Source organism: Micromonospora sp. WMMA2032 (assembly GCF_002688545.1).
GTDB lineage: Bacteria > Actinomycetota > Actinomycetes > Mycobacteriales > Micromonosporaceae > Micromonospora > Micromonospora sediminicola.
In genome coordinates this window covers 5463147-5484745 of record NZ_CP024052.1, presented here as the reverse complement: position 1 = coordinate 5484745, position 21599 = coordinate 5463147, and the positions used below count along the sequence as shown (strand labels likewise).

The following is a 21599-nucleotide window of genomic DNA, read 5'->3' as shown; positions in this document are numbered from 1 at the left end:
CCTGACCCGCCGGGGTCGTCGGGTCCGGCGCTCTGTCCTCCCAGACCGGAGCGTCCGGACCCGGCGATCCCGGCGCTTTCGCGTCCGGAGGGGTTTGTCCCCGGCGCGGAACGGCAATCATCTCGACCATGGAGACAACTCAGAGCGCCGGGCGGCGCACCGCCGGGGTCCGGAAGTGGTGGGCCCTGCTCGGCTTCGGCGCCGCCACGTTCGCCGCCGCCGCCATCGGCGGGCTGGGCGTCCGGGGCACCTCCGCGGAATACCAGAGCCTGGAGCAGCCCGCCTGGGCGCCGCCCTCCTGGCTGTTCGGCCCGGTCTGGACGGTGCTGTACGCGTTGATCGCGATCGCCGGCTGGCTGGTCTGGCGCCGGGTCGGGTTCGGCCCCGCGCTCGGAGCCTGGGTCGCGCAGCTCGTGCTCAACGCGATCTGGACGCCGCTGTTCTTCGGCGAGGGCCGGTACGGGCTGGCCTTCGCCGAGATCGTGGTGATGTGGCTGGCCATCGGCGTGACCGTGGCCCTGTTCCGGCGCGTCTCCCGGCCCGCGACGCTGCTGATGCTGCCCTACTGGGCCTGGGTCACGTTCGCCGCCGCGCTCAACTTCGCCATCTGGCGGCTGAACTCCTGACCGGTGCGGGCGCGGGGACCGGTCGTCCCCGCGCCCGCCGGGGTCAGCAGCGGGGCACGCCGGGGATGTAGCCGTCGTAGCCGGTGTAGACGTAGGCGTCGGAGATGAACCGCCCGGAGCCGATCCGGTCCCAGATCGAGCTGGTGCCGTAGGTGCCGGTGACGCTGGTGCCGCTGGTCTGGCAGTAGATCGTCACCCCGGCGCCGTCGGCCACCGTGCCGACCGCGCTGTAGCCGGTGCCCGGACCGGACCGGACCGTGAGCGCGGCGCCCGCGGTGTTGACCGTGCCCGCGCCGGTGTCCGCCCCGGCGCAGCCGTTGTCGCTGGTGTAGGTCTTCGTGCCCCAGTAGAGGGCCTGGGCGCCGTTGAACTTGATCTTTACGGCGCTGCCGCTCGAGCGCTGCTCGTAGTGCAGGTGCGGGCCGGTCGACCCGCCGGTGGTGCCGACGTAGCCGATCACCCGGCCGTACCCGACGGTCTGCCCGACCGAGACGTTGAAGGCGTTCAGGTGCGCGTAGTAGGTGGTCCAGCCACCGCCGTGGTTGATCCGGACGTACTTGCCGTAGCTCGTGTCGCCGAGGTTCGTCACCACGTCGACCGTGCCGGGCGCGCTGGCCACCACCGGGTCGCCGAGGTCGTCGGCGCGGTTGAAGTCGATGGCGTTCGCCGGACTGTGATTGGTCCGCGTCTGGCCGGACCAGGACTGGTTGCACGGGAACGGGACCTTGAAGGTCGGCGCGGCCAGGGCGGGCGCCGCCGGGACCAGGACCGCCGCCGCCAGGACCGCCACCCCGGACGCGAGACTGAGCCACCGCTTACGCATCCACTGCCTCCTATGTTGAAAGTCTTCAATCTGATGCGGACAGCGTGACAGAAAGTTCCATCGAACGGAAGATTCGTGGGAGCGCACCCACGGCCGCTGGCGAGGGTTTCGGGATTGTTACCGGGCCGTGTCCGGCAGGGGGGTGGACCGGACGCGATGCAAGCGCTTACATGTGGGGACGACCATCGGACCGGCGCGGGTTCGATTTCCCCCCACGCGCCGGCAAGGAAGGAGATCGGCATGGCGTTTGCCAGATCACGCCAGGCTCTCGCGGTCACCGGCGTGCTGGGGCTGGCGCTCGGCGTCGCCGCCTGCGGCACCGGCAACGACAAGAAGAGCGACAACGCGAGCTCGCCCGAGTGCGCGGCATACGAGAAGTACCAGGGCAACGACGGCAAGAAGGTCACGATCTACTCCTCGATCCGTGACATCGAGGCCGACCGGCTGGACCAGTCCTGGAAGCAGTTCGAGGACTGCACCGGCATCGAGATCGACCACGAGGGCTCGGGCGAGTTCGAGGCCCAGCTCCCCGTCCGGGTGGACGGCGGCAACGCCCCCGACATCGCCTTCATCCCGCAGCCGGGTCTGCTGAAGCGCTTCGTCGACTCGGGCAAGCTCAAGCCGGCCGGCGCCGACACCAAGGCCATGGCCGAGCAGAACTACTCCCCCGACTGGCTGAAGTACAGCACCGTCAACGGCCAGTTCTACGGCGCCCCGCTGGGCTCCAACGTGAAGTCCTTCGTGTGGTACTCGCCGAAGACCTTCAAGGAGAAGGGCTGGTCGGTCCCGACCACCTGGCAGGAGCTGATCGACCTCAGCGACAAGATCGCGGCGAGCGGCACCAAGCCGTGGTGCGCCGGCATCGAGTCCGGTGACGCCACCGGCTGGCCGGCCACCGACTGGATCGAGGACGTCCTGCTGCGTACCGCGGGCCCCGAGGTCTACGACCAGTGGACCACCCACGGCATCCCGTTCAACGACCCGCAGGTCGCCACGGCCGTCAACCAGGCCGGCACCATCCTGAAGAACGAGAAGTACGTCAACGGCGGCTTCGGCGGCGTGAAGAGCATCGCCACCACCGCGTTCCAGGAGGCCGGCACGCCGATCACCTCCGGCAAGTGCGCGCTGCACCGCCAGGCGTCCTTCTACGCCAACCAGTGGCCGCAGGGCACCAAGGTGGCCGAGGACGGCGACGTCTTCGCGTTCTACTTCCCGGCGATCGACCCGGCCAAGGGCAAGCCGGTGCTGGGTGGCGGCGAGTTCGTCGCGGCCTTCGCCGACCGTCCCGAGGTCCAGGCGGTGCAGACCTACCTGGCCTCCGGCGAGTACGCCAACAGCCGCGCCAAGATCGGTGACTGGGTGTCCGCGAACAAGAAGCTGGACCTCAACAACGTCCCGAACCCGGTGGACAAGCTCTCCGTGGGCATCCTGCAGGACGAGAAGACCGTCTTCCGCTTCGACGGCTCGGACCTGATGCCGGCCGCGGTCGGCGCGGGCACCTTCTGGAAGGGCATGGTCGCCTGGATCAACGGCAAGGACACCACGAGCGTCCTGAACGACATCGAGGGCAGCTGGAAGTGATCTGAGAGGGTGGCCCGGTCCGCGACGCGGACCGGGCCACCCTCGAGGCATCCGAACCCTTGAGGGAGGGTTGATGGAGTTCGACTTCGCGGCGGAACAGCCGAAGTTCCTCATGCTGATGTACGGGCTGATCGCTTTCGTCGCGGTGGTGGGCGGCCTGCTCCTGCTCCTCGACGTGGTGCCGGCCTGGTTCGCCCGGCGCCGGGAGGCGCAGCTGGTCGCGGCCGTGACGGCCGGCGGTCCGCCGCCGCGCCGGCGCAAGCAGCGTGAGGGCCTGTTCGCGTTCTTCTTCCTGCTGCCGACGCTGCTGTTCCTGACCATCGGTCTGGTGGTGCCGGCCATCCGCACCACGCTGCTCTCCTTCATGGACGCGCGCAGCACCGACTGGGTGGGGCTGGACAACTACGGCTGGATGTTCTCCGAGGACTCGATCTTCCGGGTCCTGCTCAACACCCTGGTCTGGGTGCTGCTGGTCCCGCTGGTGGCCAGCGCGTTCGGCCTGGTCTACGCCGTCCTGGTGGACAAGGCCCGGTTCGAGTCGGCGGCCAAGTCGCTGATCTTCCTGCCGATGGCGATCTCGTTCGTCGGCGCCGCCATCATCTGGCGGTTCATCTACGCCTTCCGGGGCGACGGGCAGGAGCAGATCGGCCTGCTCAACCAGATCGTGGTCAGCCTCGGCGGCGAGCCGAAGCAGTGGTTGCTCGACTCGCCGCTGAACACGCTCCTGCTGATCGTGATCATGGTGTGGATCCAGGCCGGCTTCGCCATGGTGGTGCTCTCCGCGGCCATCAAGGCCATCCCGGCGGACATCATCGAGGCGGCCCGGCTGGACGGCACCACCGCCTGGCAGATGTTCTGGCGGATCACCATGCCGAGCATCCGGCCCGCGCTGATCGTGGTGGTGGTGACGATCTCCATCGCCACGCTCAAGGTCTTCGACATCGTCCGGACCGCCACCAACGGCAACTACGACACCAACGTGATCGCGACCGAGATGTACAACCAGGCGTTCCGGTACGGCGAGAACGGGCAGGGCTCGGCGCTCGCGGTCTTCCTGTTCGTCCTGGTCCTGCCGCTCGTGATCTACCAGATCCGCAACCTGCGCAAGCAGCGGGAGGGCTGAGATGACCACCGCCACGCCCACCGTCGGAGCCGGCGTCCAACCCCCGGCGCCGCTCACCCGGGCCGCCCGGGTCCGCAAGCGGCTCAACAGCCGCACCGCCACCCTGGTCTCGATCGTGCTCGCGCTGCTCTGGACGATCCCGACCTTCGGCCTGTTCATCTCCTCGTTCCGGCCGGAGGACCAGATCAAGACCACCGGCTGGTGGACGTTCTTCCGCGACCCGCAGTTCACCCTGCAGAACTACCAGGACGTGCTGTTCAGCACCGGCTCGTCGGGGCAGCTCGCCAGCTACTTCATCAACTCACTGGCGATCACCATCCCGTCGGTGCTCTTCCCGATCGCGTTCGCCTCGCTGGCCGCGTACGCGCTGGCCTGGATCAACTTCAAGGGCCGGGACTGGCTCTACATCGGGATCTTCGCGCTGCAGATCGTGCCGCTGCAGATGGCCCTCGTGCCGCTGCTGAGGTTCTTCTCCACCGGCGTCACCCTCGGCGGGGTCCAGATCCTCCCCGCGTGGGACCTGGTCGACGAGCAGAAGTTCGCGCAGGTGTGGTTCGCACACACCTGCTTCGCGCTCCCGTTCGCCGTCTACCTGCTGCACAACTTCATCTCGCAGCTCCCCGGCGACCTGATGGAGGCGGCCCGGGTCGACGGCGCCACCCACCCGAAGATCTTCCGGACCATCGTGCTGCCGCTGATCACGCCCGCGCTCGCGGCGATCGGCATCTTCCAGTTCCTCTGGGTCTGGAACGACCTGCTGGTCGCGCTGATCTTCGCCGGGGGCGGCGACGAGACCGCCCCGCTGACGGTCCGGCTCGCCGAGCTGGCCGGCACGCGGGGCAACGAGTGGCAACGGCTCACCGCCGGCGCGTTCGTCTCGATCGTCGTACCGCTGCTGGTGTTCCTGTCCCTCCAGCGCTACTTCGTGCGGGGCCTGCTCGCCGGCAGCGTCAAGGGTTGATCCGTCGTCCCGCCGCCGCCGGCCGGCGGCGGCGGGACACGGGTCGCAGCGGGGAGCCACGATGACCAAGATTGACGACGTCGCCCGCCTGGCCGGGGTCTCCACGGCCACCGTCTCCCGGGCGCTGCGCGGGCTGCCGACGGTCTCCGCCGCCACCCGCCGGCGGGTCCTCGCCGCCGCCGAGCAGCTCCAGTACGCGGTCTCGCCGAGCGCCTCCCGACTGGCCGGCGGCCGGACCGGCACCGTCGCCGTGGTGGTCCCCCGGATCACCCGCTGGTTCTTCGGCACCGTGGTCGAGGCGGTCGAGGACTACCTCCAGCAGAACGGCTACGACCTGCTGCTCTACAACCTCGGCGGCCGGGAGCAGACCCGCCAGCGGGTGCTCCGCCCGGCCGGCCTGCACAAGCGGGTGGACGCGATCATGCTGGTCGCCACCCCGCTGCGCGCGGCCGACGTGCACGCGCTGACCAAGCTGGACCTGCCCGGGGTGACGATCAGCTCCGGCAGCGGTGTGCCCGGCTGGCCCTGCGTCCGCATCGACGACGTGGCCGCCGCCCGGACCGCCACCCGCCACCTGCTCGACCTCGGCCACACCCGGATCGCGCACATCTCCGGCGACCCCGACGACGAACTGGCCTTCACCACCCACCTCGATCGGCGGCGCGGCTACCAGGAAGCGCTGCGTGGGGCCGGCATCCGCCCCGACCCGAGCCTCGACGTCGAGTCCCGCTTCACCATCGACGGCGGCACCCGGGCGACCGCCGAGCTGCTCGCCCGGGGCGAACCGCCGACCGCCATCTTCGCCGCCTGCGACGAGATGGCGATGGGCGCGGTCACCGCGCTGCGCGACGCCGGACTCCGGGTCCCGCAGGACGTCAGCGTGATCGGCATCGACGACCACGACCTGGCCGGGGTGCTCGGGCTGAGCACGATCGCCCAGCCCGCCGCCGAGCAGGGACTGCTCGCCGCGCGCATCCTGCTCGACCCGCTGGGCGCCCGGGTCGCGGAGCCGTACGCCGGTCTGGTGCCGGCCCCGCGCGACGCCGACACCGACGGGGGGACGCCGTCGTCGGTGATCCTCCCCACTCGCCTGGTGGTGCGGGAGTCGACCGCGCCGCCCCGGGCACACTGAACGGACCCGTTCGCCCCGCACGCACGACAGGGAGAAGGCGCTGAACACCGACGCGACGCAGCAGAGCCCGGCCACCGGCTGGTGGACCGAGGCGGTCATCTACCAGGTCTACCCGCGCTCGTTCGCCGACTCCGACGGCGACGGCATCGGCGACCTGCCGGGCATCACGGCCCGCCTCGACCACCTCGCCGAGCTGGGCGTCGACGCGCTCTGGCTGTCCCCGTTCTATCCGTCCCCGCAGGCCGACGCCGGTTACGACGTGGCCGACTACCGGGACGTCGACCCGCTCTTCGGCACGCTCGCCGACGCCGACAAGCTGATCACCGAGGCGAAGGCACGCGGCCTGCGGGTGATCGTCGACCTGGTGCCCAACCACACCTCCTCCGCGCACCGCTGGTTCACCGCCGCCGTGGCGGCGGCGCCGGGCAGCCCGGAGCGGCAGCGCTACGTCATCCGGGACGGCAAGGGCCCGGACGGCGCCGAGGCCCCGAACGACTGGGAGAGCGTGTTCGGCGGACCGGCCTGGACCCGGCTGCCGGACGGGCAGTGGTACCTGCACCTGTTCGACCCCGGCCAGCCCGACCTCAACTGGGACAACCCGGAGGTGCGCGAGGAGTTCCTCGGCGTCCTGCGCTTCTGGCTCGACCGGGGCGTGGACGGGTTCCGGGTGGACGTCGCGCACGGCCTGATCAAGCAGGCCGACCTGGCCGACTGGCAGGAACCGCAGGAGATCCTCTCCGGCAGCGAGGTGGACAAGCCCCGGCCGCCGATGTGGGACCAGGACGGCGTGCACGAGATCTACCGGGAGTGGCGCCGGCTGCTCGACTCGTACGCCGGGGAGCGGGTCCTGGTCGCCGAGGCGTGGGTGGAGCCGGCCGAGCGGCTGGCCCGCTACGTCCGGCCGGACGAGATGCACCAGGCGTTCAACTTCGAATACCTGATGGCCGCCTGGACCGCCCCGGCCCAGTACGCGGTGATCACCCGCTCCCTGGAGGCCACCGACTCGGTGGGCGCCCCGACCACGTGGGTGCTGTCCAACCACGACGTGGTCCGGCACGCCTCCCGGCTCGGGCTGACCACCGCCGGCGGCCGGATGAACGGCATCGGCGTCGACGACCCGCAGCCCGACGTGGCGCTCGGCCTGCGCCGGGCCCGGGCGGCCAGCCTGCTCATGCTCGCGCTGCCCGGCTCGGCCTACCTCTACCAGGGCGAGGAGCTGGGGTTGCCGGAGCACACCACGCTGCCCGACGAGGCCCGGCAGGACCCCACCTGGGCCCGCAGCGGGCACACCCAGCGCGGCCGCGACGGCTGCCGGGTGCCGATCCCGTGGGAGGCCGACGCCCCGTCGTACGGCTTCGGGCCGACGGACGCGAGCTGGCTGCCCCAGCCGCCGATGTGGGCCGAGTACGCGCTGGACCGGCAGCGCGGCGTGCCCGGCTCGACGTACGAGCTGTACCGCACGGCGCTGCGGTTGCGCCGCGAGCACGCGCTGGCACGGGGCCCGCTGCGGTTCCTGTCCTCCGGTGACGAGGTGCTGACGTTCACCAACGGTGACCTCACCGTGCTGACCAACTTCGGCGCGGCGGCGGTGCCGCTGCCGGCCGGCGCCTCGGTGCTGGCGTCCAGCGCCCCGTTGGACGGCGACACGGTCCCCACCGACGTCACCGTGTGGTGGATGTAAGGAAGGGCCCCCTGTTAACGCCTCCGGTATAGGAAGGGCCCCTTCTTAACACTCACCCGTTAAGAAGGGGCCCTTCCTTCCAGGCGGTCGGCGCGGGTGTGCAGGAGCGCGTCGACCTGCGCGATGTCCCGGGGTGACGTGCGGGCGGCGAGCCAGTACATGATGCCGGTGGGGATGAAGAAGAGCTGGAACGCGGCCAGCCCGACGGCGTAGTTCAGCGGCGGCGGGAACACCAGCCGCAGCCCGCCGAACACCAGCCCGACCACCCCGTTGCCGGCCGCCCGTCCCACGCCGTTGACCAGGTTGCCCAGGCTGTAGACCGTGCCCCGGTGCTCGGGCGGGTTGACGTCGGCGATCAGCGCGAACCAGTTGGGCGAGTTGGCCGAGGTGAGCGCCAGCGCCACCACGGCGGTGAGCAGGCTCAGCCCGACCGTCGGCTCGGTCAGCACACTGGACAGCACCGCCGCCACCACCGCGCCGGAGCCGCCGCCGTCGGGCACGTCGATACGCATCGGCACGAAGAACAGCACCAGGTAGAACGGCACGGCCGCGAGGACGCCCACGGCCGCCACCGTTGCCCGGCCGCTCGGCGTACGCCGTTGCAGCGCGTCGCCGACCAGCCCGCCCACGATCGACAGCGCGCCACCGAGCTGGAATAGGGTGGCGAAGACGCTGCCCACCACGACGGCAGTGGCCTCGGAGTAGCCCTGCGCCTCGGCTCGCTCGCGGAACAGGTTCGGCAGCCAGACCAGCGAGCCGAACGCGGCCTGGGCGGTCAGCCCCTGCAGGATCAGCCACCGGTTGGTCCGCCGGGCCAGGATCCGGGGCAGGTCGGCGCGGCTGATCCGATAGTCGTACTCGCCGCCGGCGTCGAGCGCCTCGGCCAGTTCCGGCTCGCTCTGCCCGCGCCGGATGTCGTACGTGAACAGGTACGCCGCGGTGGCGGCCAGGCCGACGACGGTCAGCAGCAGGAACGGCCGCCGCCAGTCGGTCGCGCCGAGCAGGCCGCCGGTGAGCGTGCCGGCCAGCGTGCCGACGCCCTGGGACAGGCCCCAGAAGCTCATCACCAGGCCGCGGCGGCGCGGCGAGATCAGGTCGGTGACCACGGAGAAGCCGACCGAGCCGACAGCGCCCAGCCCGACCGCGGCGACGAGCTGGGCGGCCAGGAACATCGAGTACTGCCCGGCCAGCGCGCTGCCGCCGGTGCCGGCCGCCCAGACCAGCGTGCCGACCATCAGCAACGGCTTGCGGTTGCTCCGGTCGCCGACGTACGCCCAGCCCACCGCGGCCACCGCGCTGACCAGGAAGCTGACCGCGGTGACCAGGCCGAGCATCCGCTGGGGTACGTCGAACGCCTCGGAGATCGGCCCGTACAGCGGCGGCACGAGACCGATCGCCACGTTGTCCAGCGAGGCGAGCACCACGAAGACGACGACGCTGTAGTACCGGTGCGCCGCGTTCCCGCGCCGGGAGATCCTGGTGCCCCTCATGCAGGGCAGCCAACCAGGTACGCGCCGGATCCGGGACACCGCCCCCGGCCTGCCGCGCGTGTTAAAAAGGGGCCCCTCCTCTACCGGAGGCGTTAAGAAGGGGCCCTTCCTTACCCTCGGGCGCGGGCGTAGCGCTCGCGGATGGCGGGCACCGGCTCGGCCGTGTACTCCTCGGTGTCGCCGATCGACCAGGCCGGCGGGGCGTCGCCGCCGAGCGCGACCCACGCGGCCTGGCGGGCCGCGCCGTCGGCCACGTACTCACCGGGCGGCGGGACCACCACCGGGCGGCCGAAGACCTGCGGCGCGATCGCGCGGACCGCGGCGGACCGGGCGCCACCGCCGACCAGGATGATCCGGTCGGCGCGGGCGCCCTGGGCGAGCAGCGCGTCGAGGCCGTCGGCGAGCCCGCAGAGCATGCCCTCGACGGCGGCCCGGGCCAGGTGCGCCGGGGTCGACGTGCCCAGCGTCAGGCCGCGCAGCTCGCCGGTGGCGTGCGGGCGGTCCGGCGTCCGTTCCCCCTCCAGGTACGGCACCAGGACCAGGCCGTCCGCGCCCGGTGGAGCGGCCAGCGCCAACTCGCCGAGCGTGTCGAGGTCGACGCCGAGCAGCGTCGCGGCGGCGTCGAGCACCCGGGCCGCGTTCAACGTGCAGACCAGCGGCAGGAACCGCCCGGTGGCGTCGGCGAACCCGGCCACCGCGCCGGCGGCGTCGGCGGCCGGCGCGTCGGCCACCGCGAACACCGTGCCGGAGGTGCCGATCGAGACGACCACGTCCCCCGGGCCGGCGCCGACGCCGAGCGCCGCCGCCGCGTTGTCTCCGGTGCCCGGCCCGAGGAGGACCCGGCCGGCGGCGCCGGACCCTGCGCCGCCGACCGGACCGGCGGCGGTCGGCCCGTCGCCGAGCGTCGCCGGGTCGAGCTGTCCGGCCGCCTCGGCCGGACCGAGCACGACCGGGACCCGCGGGCGCCGGCCGAAGGCCTGCTCCAGCAGGTCGAGCCGGTATTCGCCGGTGCGCGGCGACCAGTAGCCGGTGCCGCTGGCGTCGCCCCGGTCGGTGCGCAGCGCGTCCAGGCCGGGAGCGCCGGCCAGCCGCCAGGTGAGCCAGTCGTGCGGCAGGCAGACCGCGGCCACCCGGTCGGCGTTCGCCGGCTCGTGCCGGGCCAGCCAGCGCAGCTTGGTGGCGGTGAAGCTGGCCACCGGCACCGCGCCGGTGGCCTCGGCCCAGAACCGGCGGCCGGTCTCCCCGCCGCCGGCCTCCTCGACGAGGTCCCGGGCGGCGTCGGCGGAGCGGGTGTCGTTCCACAGCAGCGCCGGGCGGACCACCTCGCCCGCCTCGTCCAGGCAGACCATGCCGTGCTGCTGGCCGCCGACCGAGACGGCGGCCACGTCGGCCAGGCCGCCGGCCTCGGCGACGGCCGCCCGCAGGGCGTCCCACCAGGCGGCGGGGTCGACCTCGGTGCCGGCCGGGTGGGGCGCCCGGCCCTGCCGGACCAGCGCCCCGGTCTCCGCGTCCCGGACCACCACCTTGCAGGACTGGGTCGACGAGTCGACCCCCGCGACGAGCGGCATGGCGGCCCGCCTCAGCGCGCGCCGAGCACGTGCTCGACGGCGAGCTGGTTGAGCCGGACGAAGCCGAAGCCCTTCGCCCCGGCCGCCTCCGGGTCGAACTCCTCGAACGCGGTCCGGTCGGCGAGCAGCTCGGCGTAGCCCTCACCGGGGTTCAGCGTCGGGGTGGCCAGCTCGGCCACCCGGGCGGCGGCGAGCGCCTCGGCGACCTCCGGGTCGGCGCGGAACGCCGCGGCCCGCTCCTTGAGCAGCAGGTAGGTCCGCATGTTCGCCTCGGCGGAGGCCCACACGCCGGTCATGTCCTCGGTGCGGGAGGGCTTGTAGTCGAAGTGGCGCGGGCCGTCGTAGGCCGGGCCGCCGTTCGGGCCGCCGTGCTCCAGCAGGTCGACCAGGGCGAACGCGTTGAGCAGGTCGCCGTGGCCGAAGACCAGGTCCTGGTCGTACTTGATGCCGCGCTGGCCGTTGAGGTCGATGTGGAACAGCTTGCCCTGCCAGAGCGCCTGGGCGATGCCGTGGGCGAAGTTGAGCCCGGCCATCTGCTCGTGGCCGACCTCCGGGTTGAGCCCGACCATCTCCGGGCGGGCCAGGGTGGAGATGAAGCCGAGCGCGTGGCCGACGGTGGGGAGCAGGATGTCGCCCCGCGGCTCGTTCGGCTTGGGTTCGAGCGCGAAGCGCAGGTCGTAGCCGTTGTCGACGACGTACTGGCAGAGCAGGTCGACGGCCTCCCGGTAGCGCTCGAGCGCGGCCTGGACGTCCTTGGCCACGTCGTACTCGGCGCCTTCCCGCCCGCCCCACATGACGAACGTCTTCGCGCCCAGCTCGGCGGCGAGGTCGACGTTGCGCAGCACCTTGCGCAGCGCGTAGCGGCGCACGTCGCGGTCGTTGCTGGTGAAGCCGCCGTCCTTGAACACCGGGTGGTTGAACAGGTTGGTGGTGACCATCGGCACGACCAGGCCGGTCTCGTCGAGCGCCTTGCGGAACCGGCTCAGCCGGGCGTCGCGGGTGGCCGCGTCCGCGCCGAACGGGACCAGGTCGTCGTCGTGGAACGTGATCCCGTACGCGCCGAGCTCGGCGAGCTTGTGCACGGCCTCGACGGCGTCCAGCTCGGGCCGGGTGGCGTCGCCGAACGGGTCGCGGGCGGGCCAGCCCACGGTCCAGAGGCCGAAGGAGAACTTGTCCGCGGGGGTGGGACGGGGTGCCATGGGAACCTCCGGGTGGTGGTGGCGTCCGCGATTTGTTCAGCGGTTGAATTAAATGGCGGGGATGTGGCAGTGTCAAGTGGTGACCAGCGCCAGCACCGCCGGAGCGGTCCGGCAGGGCAGCCTGCGTGAGCTGAATCTCGCGGTGGTGCTCCGGCGGATCGCCGCCGCCGACCGACCGCCCTCGCGGGCCGGCCTCGCCGCCGGGACCGGGCTGACCCGGGCCACCGTCTCCGCCGTCGTCGACGACCTGATCGCCGGGCGGCTGGTCGCCGAGGCCGAGCCACCGCCGCGCACCGGTGCGGGCCGGCCGGCCCGGGGCCTGGTGCTCGCCGCCGACGGCCCGGCCGGCCTGGGCCTGGAGGTGAACGTCGACTACCTGGCGGCCTGCGTGGTCGACCTGACCGGCACGGTCCGGCACCACCTGGTCCGCCGCGCCGACCTGCGCCCGGTCTCCCCCGCCGACGCGCTCGCCCGGCTGGCCGCGCTGGCCGCCGAGGCGCGTGCCGCCGCCGTACGCGACGGGTTGACCCTGGCCGGCGCCGCGCTCGCCGTGCCGGGCCTGGTGGGCGACGGCGGCCTGGTCCGGCTGGCGCCGAACCTGGGCTGGCGGGACGTGGACGTGCCGGCGCTGCTCGCCGGGCAGCCCCTCGCCGAGCCGGTCGACGGCGTCCCGCCGCTGGTGGTCGACAACGAGGCCAACCTCGCCGCGCTCGGCGAGCTGTACGCCGGCCCCGCCGGCCCGCGCAGCTTCCTGCACGTCACCGGTGAGATCGGCATCGGCGCCGGCATCGTGCTGGACGGTGCGCTCTACCGGGGGGCGCGCGGCTGGAGCGGAGAGATCGGTCACTTCCCGGTGCAGCCGCAGGGGCGGCCCTGCCGCTGCGGTGGCCGGGGCTGCCTGGAGCGGTACGCCGGCCAGGAGGCGATCCTGGCCGCCGCCGGGCTGCCCGGCGCCGAACTGCCGGCGGACACCGCCGCCACCCGCCTCGCCGACCTGGCCGAGGCCGGTGACGCGGCCACGCTGGCCGCCCTGGCCGACGCCGGCACCGCCCTCGGCGTGGCGGTGGCGGGCGTGGTGAACCTGCTGGACCTGGACACCGTGGTGCTCGGGGGCGGATACGCCCCGCTCTCCCCCTGGCTGCGTCCCCCGGTGGCGGCGGAGGTCTCCCGTCGGGTGCTCACCGCCGCCTGGTCCCCGGTCACGGTGCGACCCGCCGTGCTCGGCGCCCAGTCCGCCGCGGTCGGCGGAGCCACCTCGGTGGTCCGCCGGATCGTCGACCGACCGGTGGGCTGGCTGGCCCGGAGCGGCTGACCGGGGCCGTCCTCGACAAGCATTCGTCGTGCCCGCTGGGTACGCTTGCCGTCAGGCAACCTGTCCGGCGAGTGAGGGGTGCACCGACAGCATGCGCACGGGTCGACCGACCGAAGCGCCCGGCCACCGGCGGTGACCGCCGCGCGCCGGGGCGGTGTCGCCGGGCCGGTCAGCGGCGGTGGACACGCCCGGAGGAAGCGACCCCGGCGGGTGGCCGGGGTCGGTGCCGCGCTGCCGGCCGACGACCAGCTCGCCCGGGAACTGCTGGACGGGCTGGCCGAGGCCGTCGTGACCGTCGACGCCGCCGGCGAGGTGGCCCTGGTCAACGCCATGGCGGCGGAACTCCTCCCCGAGCTGACGCCGGGCGTGGATTTGGCCGGCTGCGCGGTGCCCGGGCTGGCCGAGGCGACCCGCGACGGCGCCGAATCGTTCGAGACCGAGCACCACGGCCGGCGGCTGCGGGGCGTACGACGCGGGCTCGCCGGGGAACGCCGCGCCTGGTACGTGCGGGACGTCACCGAGGAGCAGGCGCGCACCGACGCGCTGCTCACCGAGCGGTCCCGGACCGCCTTCCTCGCCCAGGCCGGCAGCCGCCTCGGGCTCTCCCTGCACCGTGACCAGACGCTGCGCACCGCCGTCGACCTGCCGGTGCCCTACCTGGCCGACGTCGCCGTGGTGGTGCACCGCCCGCCGCCCCCGGCCGAGGACGAGCCGCACTGGATCCGGTACGCGACCGGCGACCCCGGCCCGGTCACCGGCGTGGCCGGCTGGCGGACGGTGGAGTCGGTCCCCGGGCTGGTCGAGGCGCTGGAGGGCGACCTCACCGAGCCCAGCCCCTGGCTGGACGCGGAGCTGGCCGACCTGGCCGAGGTGCTGCCGGCGGGCTTCGGACGGCCGGGCACCGTGCTGATCAGCCCGATGCCCAGCGCCGGCGGCCCGGCCGGCGCGCTCGTCCTGGCCCGGCGCCCCGAGCGGCCCGGCTTCGACCAGCGGGAGATCTCGCTGGCCCGGGAGTTCGCCGCCCGGGCGGGCGCCGCGCTGGCCGCCGCCGAACTCTACGGCGAGCAGGCCCACCTGGCCCGCGTGCTGCAGAACAGCCTGCTTCCGCCGGAGCTGCCCCGACTGGCCGGGATGGCGCTGGCCGGCGGTTACCGGGCGGCCGGGGACAGCCTGCGCATCGGCGGCGACTTCTACGACCTCTTCCCCACCCCCGCGGGTGGCCTGTTCGCGCTCGGCGACGTCTGCGGCAAGGGCGTCGGCGCGGCCGTGCTGACCGGCCGGGTCCGCCAGTCGTTGCAGACGCTGCGCCTGGTCGAACAGCGGCCCCGGGAGCTGATGGAGCTGCTCAACCGGGCCCTGCTGGACGCGCCCGGCGCGGCCCGCCGGGCCCAGTTCACCACGCTCCTGCTGGGCACGCTGACCCGGGAGCCGGACGGCGGGCTGCTGGTCCGGGTGGCCGGCGGCGGCCATCCGGCGCCGTTGGTCGTCCGGGCCGGCGGCGGGATCGAGACGGCCCCCGTCGGCGGCATGCCGGTGGGGGCGCTGACCGACGCGCGGTTCGTCGAGGCGGAGATCCGGCTGGCCCCGGGCGACCTGCTCCTGACGTACACCGACGGGGTGACCGAGGCCCGGGGCGGCCCCACCGAGGTGGCCATGTTCGGCGAGGCCCGGCTGCGCCAGGCGCTGGCCTCCGGCGCCGGGCTGCCGCCGGCGGCCCTGGTCGACCGGGTCCTCCAGCTCGTCGACGAGTGGCTCGACGGGCAGCCGCACGACGACATCGCCATGCTGGCCGTGGCCGCCGCGTGAGTGCGGCCTGCCGGATCGGGCCGGAGTCGCTCGCCGCGTACCTCGACCACCTGGAGCGGGCCGACCGGGCCGGCGCGGTCGCGCTCGCCCAGGGCCTGCTGGCCGAGGGCTGCTCGGTCGCGGACGTCCTGGTCGACCTGGTCGCGGTCGCCCAGCGGGAGATCGGCCGGCGGTGGCTCACCGGTTCCTGGAGCGTCGCCCAGGAGCACGCCGCGACCCACGTCAGCGAACTGGTGGTCGACGCGCTGGGCGCGGCCGTCGGCCCGCCGCGCCGCGGGCACGTGGTGGTGGCCTGCGTCGAGGGCGAGTGGCACGCGCTGGCCGCGCGGATCGTCAGCGAGGTGGTCCGGGCGGCCGGGTGGCGGGTCACCTTCCTGGGCGCCAGCGTGCCGGCCCGGCACCTGGTCTCCTACCTGCACCAGACCGGCCCGGACGCGGTGCTGCTGAGCTGTGTGCAGCCCAACCGGCTGGTCCGGGCGGCGCGGATGGTGGAGGCGAGCCGGACGGCCGGGGTGCCGGTGCTGGCCGGCGGTCCCGGCTTCGGTCCGGAGGGTCGGTGGGCGACGGCGATCGGCGCGGCGGCCTGGGGCGCCAGCGCCCGGGACGCGGTCCGGCTGCTGTCCGGACCGCTGTCGGCCGGCGCGCACACCGGCGCCCCGCCGCCCCCGCCGGACGACGCGTACGTGGCGGTGCTGCACCGCAGGCGTGATCTGGTCCGGCTCGCGCTGAGCGTGGTCGATCCGCCGGAGGAGACCGCCGAGGACGTCGCCTCGGGACTCGCGCACCTGGTGGACGCGCTGGTCGCGGCCGTCCGGGTGGACGACGACCAGCTGCTGCTGGACTTCGTCCGGTGGCAGGGGGAGGCGCTCACCGCCCGGGGCGGGCGGGAGGTGCTCGACGACGTCCTCGGTGCCCTGGAACGGGCTCTGACCGAGCATCCCCGGGTGGTCGCGCGGCTGCGCACGGCCCGGGCCGCGGTCGCCCTCGACTGAGGGCGCGGTCCCGGTGGTCGACCGGGCCGGGTCAGGCGGTGCGGGCCACCGGGGGTTCACCGGGCGGGTGCGGTTCGCCGGCCGGGGCAGGCGGGGTGGGTTCGGCGGCCGGCGCCGGCGGCGTCGGCTCGGCCGACGGGTCCCCGATGCGCTCCCCGGAGGGTTGCAGGACCGGCCAGCCCTCGGCCACGGTGGCCTCACCGCGCCGGCCGACCTCGTCGAACTCGCGCATCCCGCGCAGCAGGGCCGCCCGGCCGTCCACGCTCATCCCGGCCAGGATCCGCGCCAGCCGGTGTCGCCGGTCGGTGCGCAGCTCGGCGAGGAGCCGTCGGGCCGCCGGGGTGAGGTGCAGCGAGATCTCCCGGCGGTCGTAGCGGCCCGGCTCGCGCTCCAGCATCCCGGCCGCCACCAACCGGTCGCAGAGTCGGCTGGCGGAGGAGAGCAGCATGTCGGTCAGGGTGGCGAGCCGACGGAGGTTGATCCCGTCATACTGCTCGATGACCATGACCGCGCGGAGCTGGGCTCCGGAGAGCCGGCTGGTGGTGCGCTCCCGCGCCGCCTCCCAGACGGCCAGCAGGGTGCCCGCCGCCTCGTCCAGGGCGGCGGACATACTCGCTTCAGGTCCCCGGGGACCGCGCTCTTCGGTCATGGTGGGCCCGAGACTACTCCCCGGACCAGCCCGGCGACCTGTGCAAAGGAGCAAAGATGAGCGGAGCGGAGGTTCGCGCGCGTCAGATCGTGACGGATGCGCCGACAGATCTCATCGTGGACCGGCTCGCCGCCGAACTGGCCCGCCGGTACGGGATCACCCGCACCGAGCTCTACCAGGTCGACTACCGGCTCGCCGAACTGCTGCCGCTGGGCGGCGGTGAGCCGATCACCGGCCCCGGTCACCCGGCCTGGCGCGCCTTCGACCACCAGGAGCCGGTGGTCGTCGACGGAACCGGCTGGTTCCCGGTGGGGATGCGGGGTGAGCGCCGGGGCGTGCTGCGGATCTCACCGGCGCCCGACGACCCGGACGCCCTCCGGCAGCTGGACACCATCGCCACCGTGGTCGGGCACGAGCTGGCCGCCGTCACCTCGACCACCGACATCTACCTGGGCGCCCGCCGCAGCCGACGGCTCACCCTGGCCGCCGAGATGCAGTGGGAGCTGCTGCCCGGGCGCAGCCGGATCCGGCCCTCGTTCAGCCTCGCCGGGCAGCTGGAGCCGGCGTACGCGGTGCGTGGGGACAGTTTCGACTGGTCCGACGACGGCCACCGGCTCTGGCTCGCGGTGCTCAACGGCTTCGGCGAGGGCGTGGCGGCGGCGCTGCTCACCTCGCTGGCCACGTACGCGCTGCGCAACGCCCGCCGGGCCGGTATCTCCCTCGCCGACCAGGCCGCCCTGGCCGACCAGGCGATCTTCGCGCAGCATCGGGGCGCGCAGCACCTCTCCGTGCTCCTGCTGGAGCTGGACCTGGCCACCGGCGCGCTGACCGCGGTCGACGCCGGCTCGCCCCGCCTGATCCGGCTGCGCGACGGCGTGGTGGCCGAGCAGGTGCTGGACAAGCAGTTCCCGCTCGGCATGTTCGAGGCCACCGACTACCGGGAGCAGCGGTTCCAGCTGGAGCGCGGCGACCGGCTCTTCGTGGTCAGCGACGGGGTGATCGACGCGACCGCCGAGCGGGTCCGGTACGGCGAGGCGGCGCTGGACCGGTTCCTGCGCCGCACCGGACCGATGGAGGCGCTGGACGCCGTCCGGTCGCTGATCGGCGACCTGCGCGCGTTCGTGGCCGGCGACCTGGTCGACGATGCGGTGGTGGTCTGCCTGGACTGGCTGGGCCCGCAGCCCTGACGGTCCGCCTCAGTACGCGCCGCGGCTGTTGAGCACGGCGCCGAACGTCTTCCAGAGGATGGTCAGGTCGGCCGCGAGCGACCAGTTCTCCACGTAGTAGAGGTCGAGCCGGATGCCGTCCTCCCAGCTCAGGTCGGATCGGCCGCTGACCTGCCAGAGGCCGGTCATGCCGGGCTTGACCAGCAGTCGGCGGGCCACGTCGCCGTCGTAGCGGGCCACCTCGGAGGGCAGCGGCGGGCGCGGGCCGACCAGGCTCATCTGCCCGAGCAGGACGTTGGCGAGCTGGGGCAGCTCGTCCAGCGACCACTTGCGCAGCAGCCGGCCCACCCTGGTGACGCGCGGATCGTCGCGCATCTTGAACATCAGGCCGTCGGTCTCGTTGCGTGCGGCCAGCTCGGCGAGCAGGGCGTCGGCGTTGACCACCATGGTGCGGAACTTGAAGACGCCGAACTCCTCGCCGCCCTGGCCGACCCGGGTCTGGCGGAACAGCACCGGACCCCGACTGTCGACCTTGATGGCCAGCGCGATCACCGCCAGCAGCGGCGAGAGCAGGAGCAGGGCGATCAGCGAGATCGACCGGTCGACGAATCCCTTGACCAGCTTGCGGGCGCCGCGAAACTCGGGCGCCTCGACGTGGATCAGCGGGAGGCCGGCGACCGGGCGGGTGTGGATGCGGGGGCCGGCCACGTCGGTCAGCGCCGGAGCCACCACCAGGTCCACCCCGGTGCCCTCCAGCTGCCAGCCGAGGCGGCGCAGCCGGGTCGCGGTCAGCTCGCCGGACGCGGTGACCGCCACGGTGTCCGCGCCGATCGCGGTGGCCGCCTCCGGGATGCCCCGGAACGACCCGACCACCGGCACGTCGCCCAGCCGCTGCGGCACCGGGGCGAGCAGGGCGTCCGGGATGCAGGCGCCGACCACCTGGTAGCCGGCGTACGGCTCCCGGCGCAGCGTGTGCACCAGCTCCAGCACGTGCGCGGTGTCGCCGACCACGAGCACCTTGCGCGACCAGCCGCCGCCCCGGTAGCGGGCCTTGTGCAGCCGCTTGCGGGCCGCGAACCGGGCCGCCTCCAGCCCGATCGTGCCGACCGCGAAGGAGATCGCCAGGAAACCGCGGGACACGCCGACGTCGGCGATGTACCCGGCGATGGCGATGCCGCCGGCGAGCCGCAGGCTTGCCGCGCTGACCCGTCGGTACTCGTCCGCGCCGTAGCCGAGCACCTGGTCGTCGTAGCAGCGCATGGCCTTGAGCGAGACCAGCCAGACCAGCAGGAGCGCCGGGGCGACCACCACGTAGGGGATCTCGGATCCGGTCGGCTGCTCGTCACCGAACCGGGCCAGGTAACCCACCAGGATGGCCACGGCGAGCACGGCGGTGTCGAGCACCACCAGGACCCGGATGTAGGCCCGCTCCGCGGCTCGCGTCGTCGCACCGGGGCGGTCACCGCCGGGTCGCGACGTCCTGGCGGGGGTCAACAGCGTCGCCGAGGTCACGGGTCCTCCCCACTCTGCTCAGGACCGCCCCGCCCCCGCCCGGCTCCGGAGGGAGCCTGCGGTCGGGGCACCCGGTCATCATGCCAAGACAATTATGGTTACCGATTGATTCGGACACATTACCGTCAGTTCACTTTCCCGTGCTTGACCCGGGAAGCCTTCCGCCGTACCGGAAATCCGGTACGGCGGAAGGCTATCGCTGAGTGTCGGGTCAGCGCGGAGCGGGCGGCCGCAACGCGATCGCCTGCAGGAAGATCTCACCGATCTTGCTCGGGTCGGTGGTCACGAACGCGCCACCCTTGGTCACATTCGTGATCGACTTGAGCTCGGCGAGGCTGACCTCGTTGCCGATGCCGATGATGATCACCTGAACCGGCTGCTCGTCGTCCTGCAGCTTCTTCAGCTGATCGAGCAACGCCTTCTGCGAGATGCCATTGTCGTCGTCGTTCTTGCCGTCGGTGAACAGCACGATCGAGTTGACCTTGCCCGGCTCCCAGTCCTGCTGGACCTTTTTGTACGCGGCCAACATGGTGTCGTAGAGGCCGGTGTCGCCGTCTGACGGACGGATCGACCCCAGACCCTGCTGGAGCGCCCCACGGTTGCTCGACAGCGGCTTGATCCCGACGATCTCGCGATAGTCCTGCGAACCGTTCAGGTTCGTGGAGAAGGTCCACAGGCCGATCGACCAGGAGTCGTCGAAGAGTCCGAGGCCCTGGCTCGCGGCGGCGACGGTGACCTGCTCTCGGCTGGCGCCACCCGCGGTCGCCACGGGCCTCTTCATCGAGCCGGAGACGTCGATGACGCAGAGCATGCGGCCCGACTGGGTAGCCACCGACCAGGTGGTGGTCGCCTTCTGGATGGCGACCGGGTCCAGGTCGGCAGCCCCGCCCTGGCCGGACGCCGGGACGGGAGTCGCCCCGCCGTTCGCCGGGCTTGGCGCCCCCTGCGGCGCCTTGAACCCGTTACCCCAGTTGCCGTCGGGCGCGCGCAGCGACTGCGCGGCGAGCCGGTCCTTGAAGTCACCGGAGCGCAGGGCCTCGTAGAGCACCCGCGCGGCCGACGCCTTGCTCGGCTCGATGCCGGGCAGCACCGCGAACGGGTAGTCCAACGCGATCGGGTCCGGCTTGAGATAGAGCGCGGCCAGCGAGATCGGCGGCTTGGTGTTGTTGTAGGCGATGACGTCTTCCTCGGACAGCGCCGCCGCGCCCAGCCCGTTGGCGATGGCCGTGGGGTCGGACGAGCGCGGGAACCGCGCGAGGAGGTCCTGCCGCAGCGAGGAGCGGTTGGTGGCCAGCGCCCGCAGTGCCCCGACCATGGCCTCCTGGGCCTTCGGGGAACCGGCCTCACCGGTGGAGCTGGCGGCGGCGGTCAGCGACAGCAGGCCGGACAGGCCGGCCGCGTCCTGGGTCGGCTCGACGATCCCGGCGCGCAACGGCTTGCCGCTGGTGACCTGGCTCAGCAGGTCGGTCCAGCGGAGGTCCCTGTCCGGCCAGCCGAGACGAGAGGCCACCGGTTCGGGCAGCGCGACCACCACCGGGCTGCGGGCGATCGAGGCGCCGTTGCCCGGCGCGAACGCGGTGGCGCCGCCGCTCTTCAGCCGGACCAGCCAGGTGGAGGAGTCGGGCACCCAGACGTCAGGGGTGACAGCGGTGCCGCTGGCCTGGCCGACGCCGGCCAGGGTGGCGCCGTGCTTGCTCGCCACGGCGGCGGCCACGTCGACCGGATCGGCCGAGGTGACGTTGACGGCGATGCAGGTGTCACCGACCCGGGCGCCGTTGGCGACCCAGTCGTCGGCAGCGCCGCGTACCGCCGGGGCGATCTCCGGGGCGGCCGACACCGACAGCTCGATCCGACCCGAGCAGTTCGGGCCGGCCAGCTGCTGGTATCCGAACCAGGAGCCGGCTACGACGGCGACGAGAGCGGTCGCCGCCGCGGCGGCACCTGCCCCACGAAGGTTAGTACGCATGCGATGGCGGCC

17 protein-coding genes are annotated in these 21599 nt (G+C 73.3%); 10 read left to right on the top strand and 7 right to left on the bottom strand.

Annotated features, from left to right (window positions below; genetic code table 11):
* The first annotated feature begins 128 nt into the window (after positions 1 to 128).
* Positions 129 to 626: a TspO/MBR family protein gene (locus CO540_RS25425; protein WP_099163913.1), complete on the top strand. Its 498-nt coding sequence runs from the start codon at positions 129 to 131 to the stop codon at positions 624 to 626.
* Positions 627 to 669: 43 nt separating this feature from the next.
* Here CO540_RS25425 and CO540_RS25420 read toward each other — a convergent pair whose 3' ends face one another.
* Complete coding sequence (locus CO540_RS25420; protein ID WP_099163912.1) at positions 670 to 1449, bottom strand: M23 family metallopeptidase; 780 nt, start codon at positions 1447 to 1449, stop codon at positions 670 to 672.
* Positions 1450 to 1689: 240 nt separating this feature from the next.
* Here CO540_RS25420 and CO540_RS25415 point away from each other — a divergent pair, with 240 nt between their 5' ends.
* The 5 genes from CO540_RS25415 (at position 1690) to CO540_RS25395 (ending at position 7927) form a co-directional block, all read left to right on the top strand.
* Complete coding sequence (locus CO540_RS25415) at positions 1690 to 3030, top strand: ABC transporter substrate-binding protein (protein WP_099163911.1); 1341 nt, start codon at positions 1690 to 1692, stop codon at positions 3028 to 3030.
* Positions 3031 to 3103: 73 nt separating this feature from the next.
* On the top strand, positions 3104 to 4153 hold the full coding sequence (locus CO540_RS25410; protein ID WP_091571473.1) for a carbohydrate ABC transporter permease: 1050 nt from the start codon (positions 3104 to 3106) through the stop codon (positions 4151 to 4153).
* Between the two features lies 1 nt (position 4154).
* The gene (locus tag CO540_RS25405; protein WP_091571470.1) at positions 4155 to 5114 is read left to right on the top strand and encodes a carbohydrate ABC transporter permease; all 960 of its coding nucleotides are present in this window, start codon (positions 4155 to 4157) and stop codon (positions 5112 to 5114) included.
* Positions 5115 to 5175: 61 nt separating this feature from the next.
* Positions 5176 to 6246, top strand: coding sequence for a LacI family DNA-binding transcriptional regulator (locus CO540_RS25400; protein WP_099163910.1), 1071 nt, complete (start codon positions 5176 to 5178; stop codon positions 6244 to 6246).
* A 40-nt stretch (positions 6247 to 6286) separates the two neighbouring features.
* Positions 6287 to 7927, top strand: coding sequence for an alpha-amylase family glycosyl hydrolase (locus tag CO540_RS25395; protein ID WP_099163909.1), 1641 nt, complete (start codon positions 6287 to 6289; stop codon positions 7925 to 7927).
* 59 nt (positions 7928 to 7986) lie between these two features.
* Here the strand turns inward: CO540_RS25395 and CO540_RS25390 are convergent, their stop codons facing one another.
* The 3 genes from CO540_RS25390 to xylA form a co-directional block, all read right to left on the bottom strand.
* Positions 7987 to 9417: an MFS transporter gene (locus CO540_RS25390; protein WP_099163908.1), complete on the bottom strand. Its 1431-nt coding sequence runs from the start codon at positions 9415 to 9417 to the stop codon at positions 7987 to 7989.
* Between the two features lie 110 nt (positions 9418 to 9527).
* The gene (gene xylB, locus CO540_RS25385) at positions 9528 to 10985 is read right to left on the bottom strand and encodes a xylulokinase (RefSeq protein WP_099163907.1); all 1458 of its coding nucleotides are present in this window, start codon (positions 10983 to 10985) and stop codon (positions 9528 to 9530) included.
* A gap of 11 nt (positions 10986 to 10996) precedes the next feature.
* Complete coding sequence (gene xylA, locus CO540_RS25380) at positions 10997 to 12184, bottom strand: xylose isomerase (protein WP_091571451.1); 1188 nt, start codon at positions 12182 to 12184, stop codon at positions 10997 to 10999.
* 52 nt (positions 12185 to 12236) lie between these two features.
* On the opposite strand from xylA, the gene CO540_RS25375 reads away from it, so the two are divergent.
* From CO540_RS25375 to CO540_RS25365, 3 genes are all read left to right on the top strand, one after another.
* Positions 12237 to 13496 (top strand): ROK family protein, encoded by a 1260-nt coding sequence (locus CO540_RS25375; RefSeq protein WP_099163906.1) that lies wholly within the window; start codon positions 12237 to 12239, stop codon positions 13494 to 13496.
* A 210-nt stretch (positions 13497 to 13706) separates the two neighbouring features.
* A complete protein-coding gene (locus tag CO540_RS25370; RefSeq protein ID WP_253866186.1) occupies positions 13707 to 15302 on the top strand; it encodes a PP2C family protein-serine/threonine phosphatase in 1596 nt (531 codons plus the stop codon).
* Positions 15299 to 16294 (top strand): B12-binding domain-containing protein, encoded by a 996-nt coding sequence (locus CO540_RS25365; RefSeq protein ID WP_099163905.1) that lies wholly within the window; start codon positions 15299 to 15301, stop codon positions 16292 to 16294. Before CO540_RS25370 ends, CO540_RS25365 begins: the two co-directional genes overlap by 4 nt.
* A gap of 31 nt (positions 16295 to 16325) precedes the next feature.
* On the opposite strand, the gene CO540_RS25360 is transcribed toward CO540_RS25365, so the two are convergent.
* Positions 16326 to 16904, bottom strand: coding sequence for a MarR family winged helix-turn-helix transcriptional regulator (locus CO540_RS25360; protein ID WP_253866184.1), 579 nt, complete (start codon positions 16902 to 16904; stop codon positions 16326 to 16328).
* A 95-nt stretch (positions 16905 to 16999) separates the two neighbouring features.
* Here CO540_RS25360 and CO540_RS25355 point away from each other — a divergent pair, with 95 nt between their 5' ends.
* A complete protein-coding gene (locus tag CO540_RS25355; RefSeq protein ID WP_099163904.1) occupies positions 17000 to 18130 on the top strand; it encodes a PP2C family protein-serine/threonine phosphatase in 1131 nt (376 codons plus the stop codon).
* 9 nt (positions 18131 to 18139) lie between these two features.
* Here the strand turns inward: CO540_RS25355 and CO540_RS25350 are convergent, their stop codons facing one another.
* Together CO540_RS25350 and CO540_RS25345 are read right to left on the bottom strand one after the other, a co-directional pair.
* Positions 18140 to 19621 carry a sugar transferase gene (locus tag CO540_RS25350; protein WP_099163903.1) on the bottom strand — a complete coding sequence of 494 codons (1482 nt, stop codon included), beginning with the start codon at positions 19619 to 19621 and terminating at the stop codon, positions 18140 to 18142.
* 211 nt (positions 19622 to 19832) lie between these two features.
* Positions 19833 to 21587 carry a substrate-binding domain-containing protein gene (locus CO540_RS25345; protein ID WP_099163902.1) on the bottom strand — a complete coding sequence of 585 codons (1755 nt, stop codon included), beginning with the start codon at positions 21585 to 21587 and terminating at the stop codon, positions 19833 to 19835.
* Between the last annotated feature and the right edge of the window lie 12 nt (positions 21588 to 21599).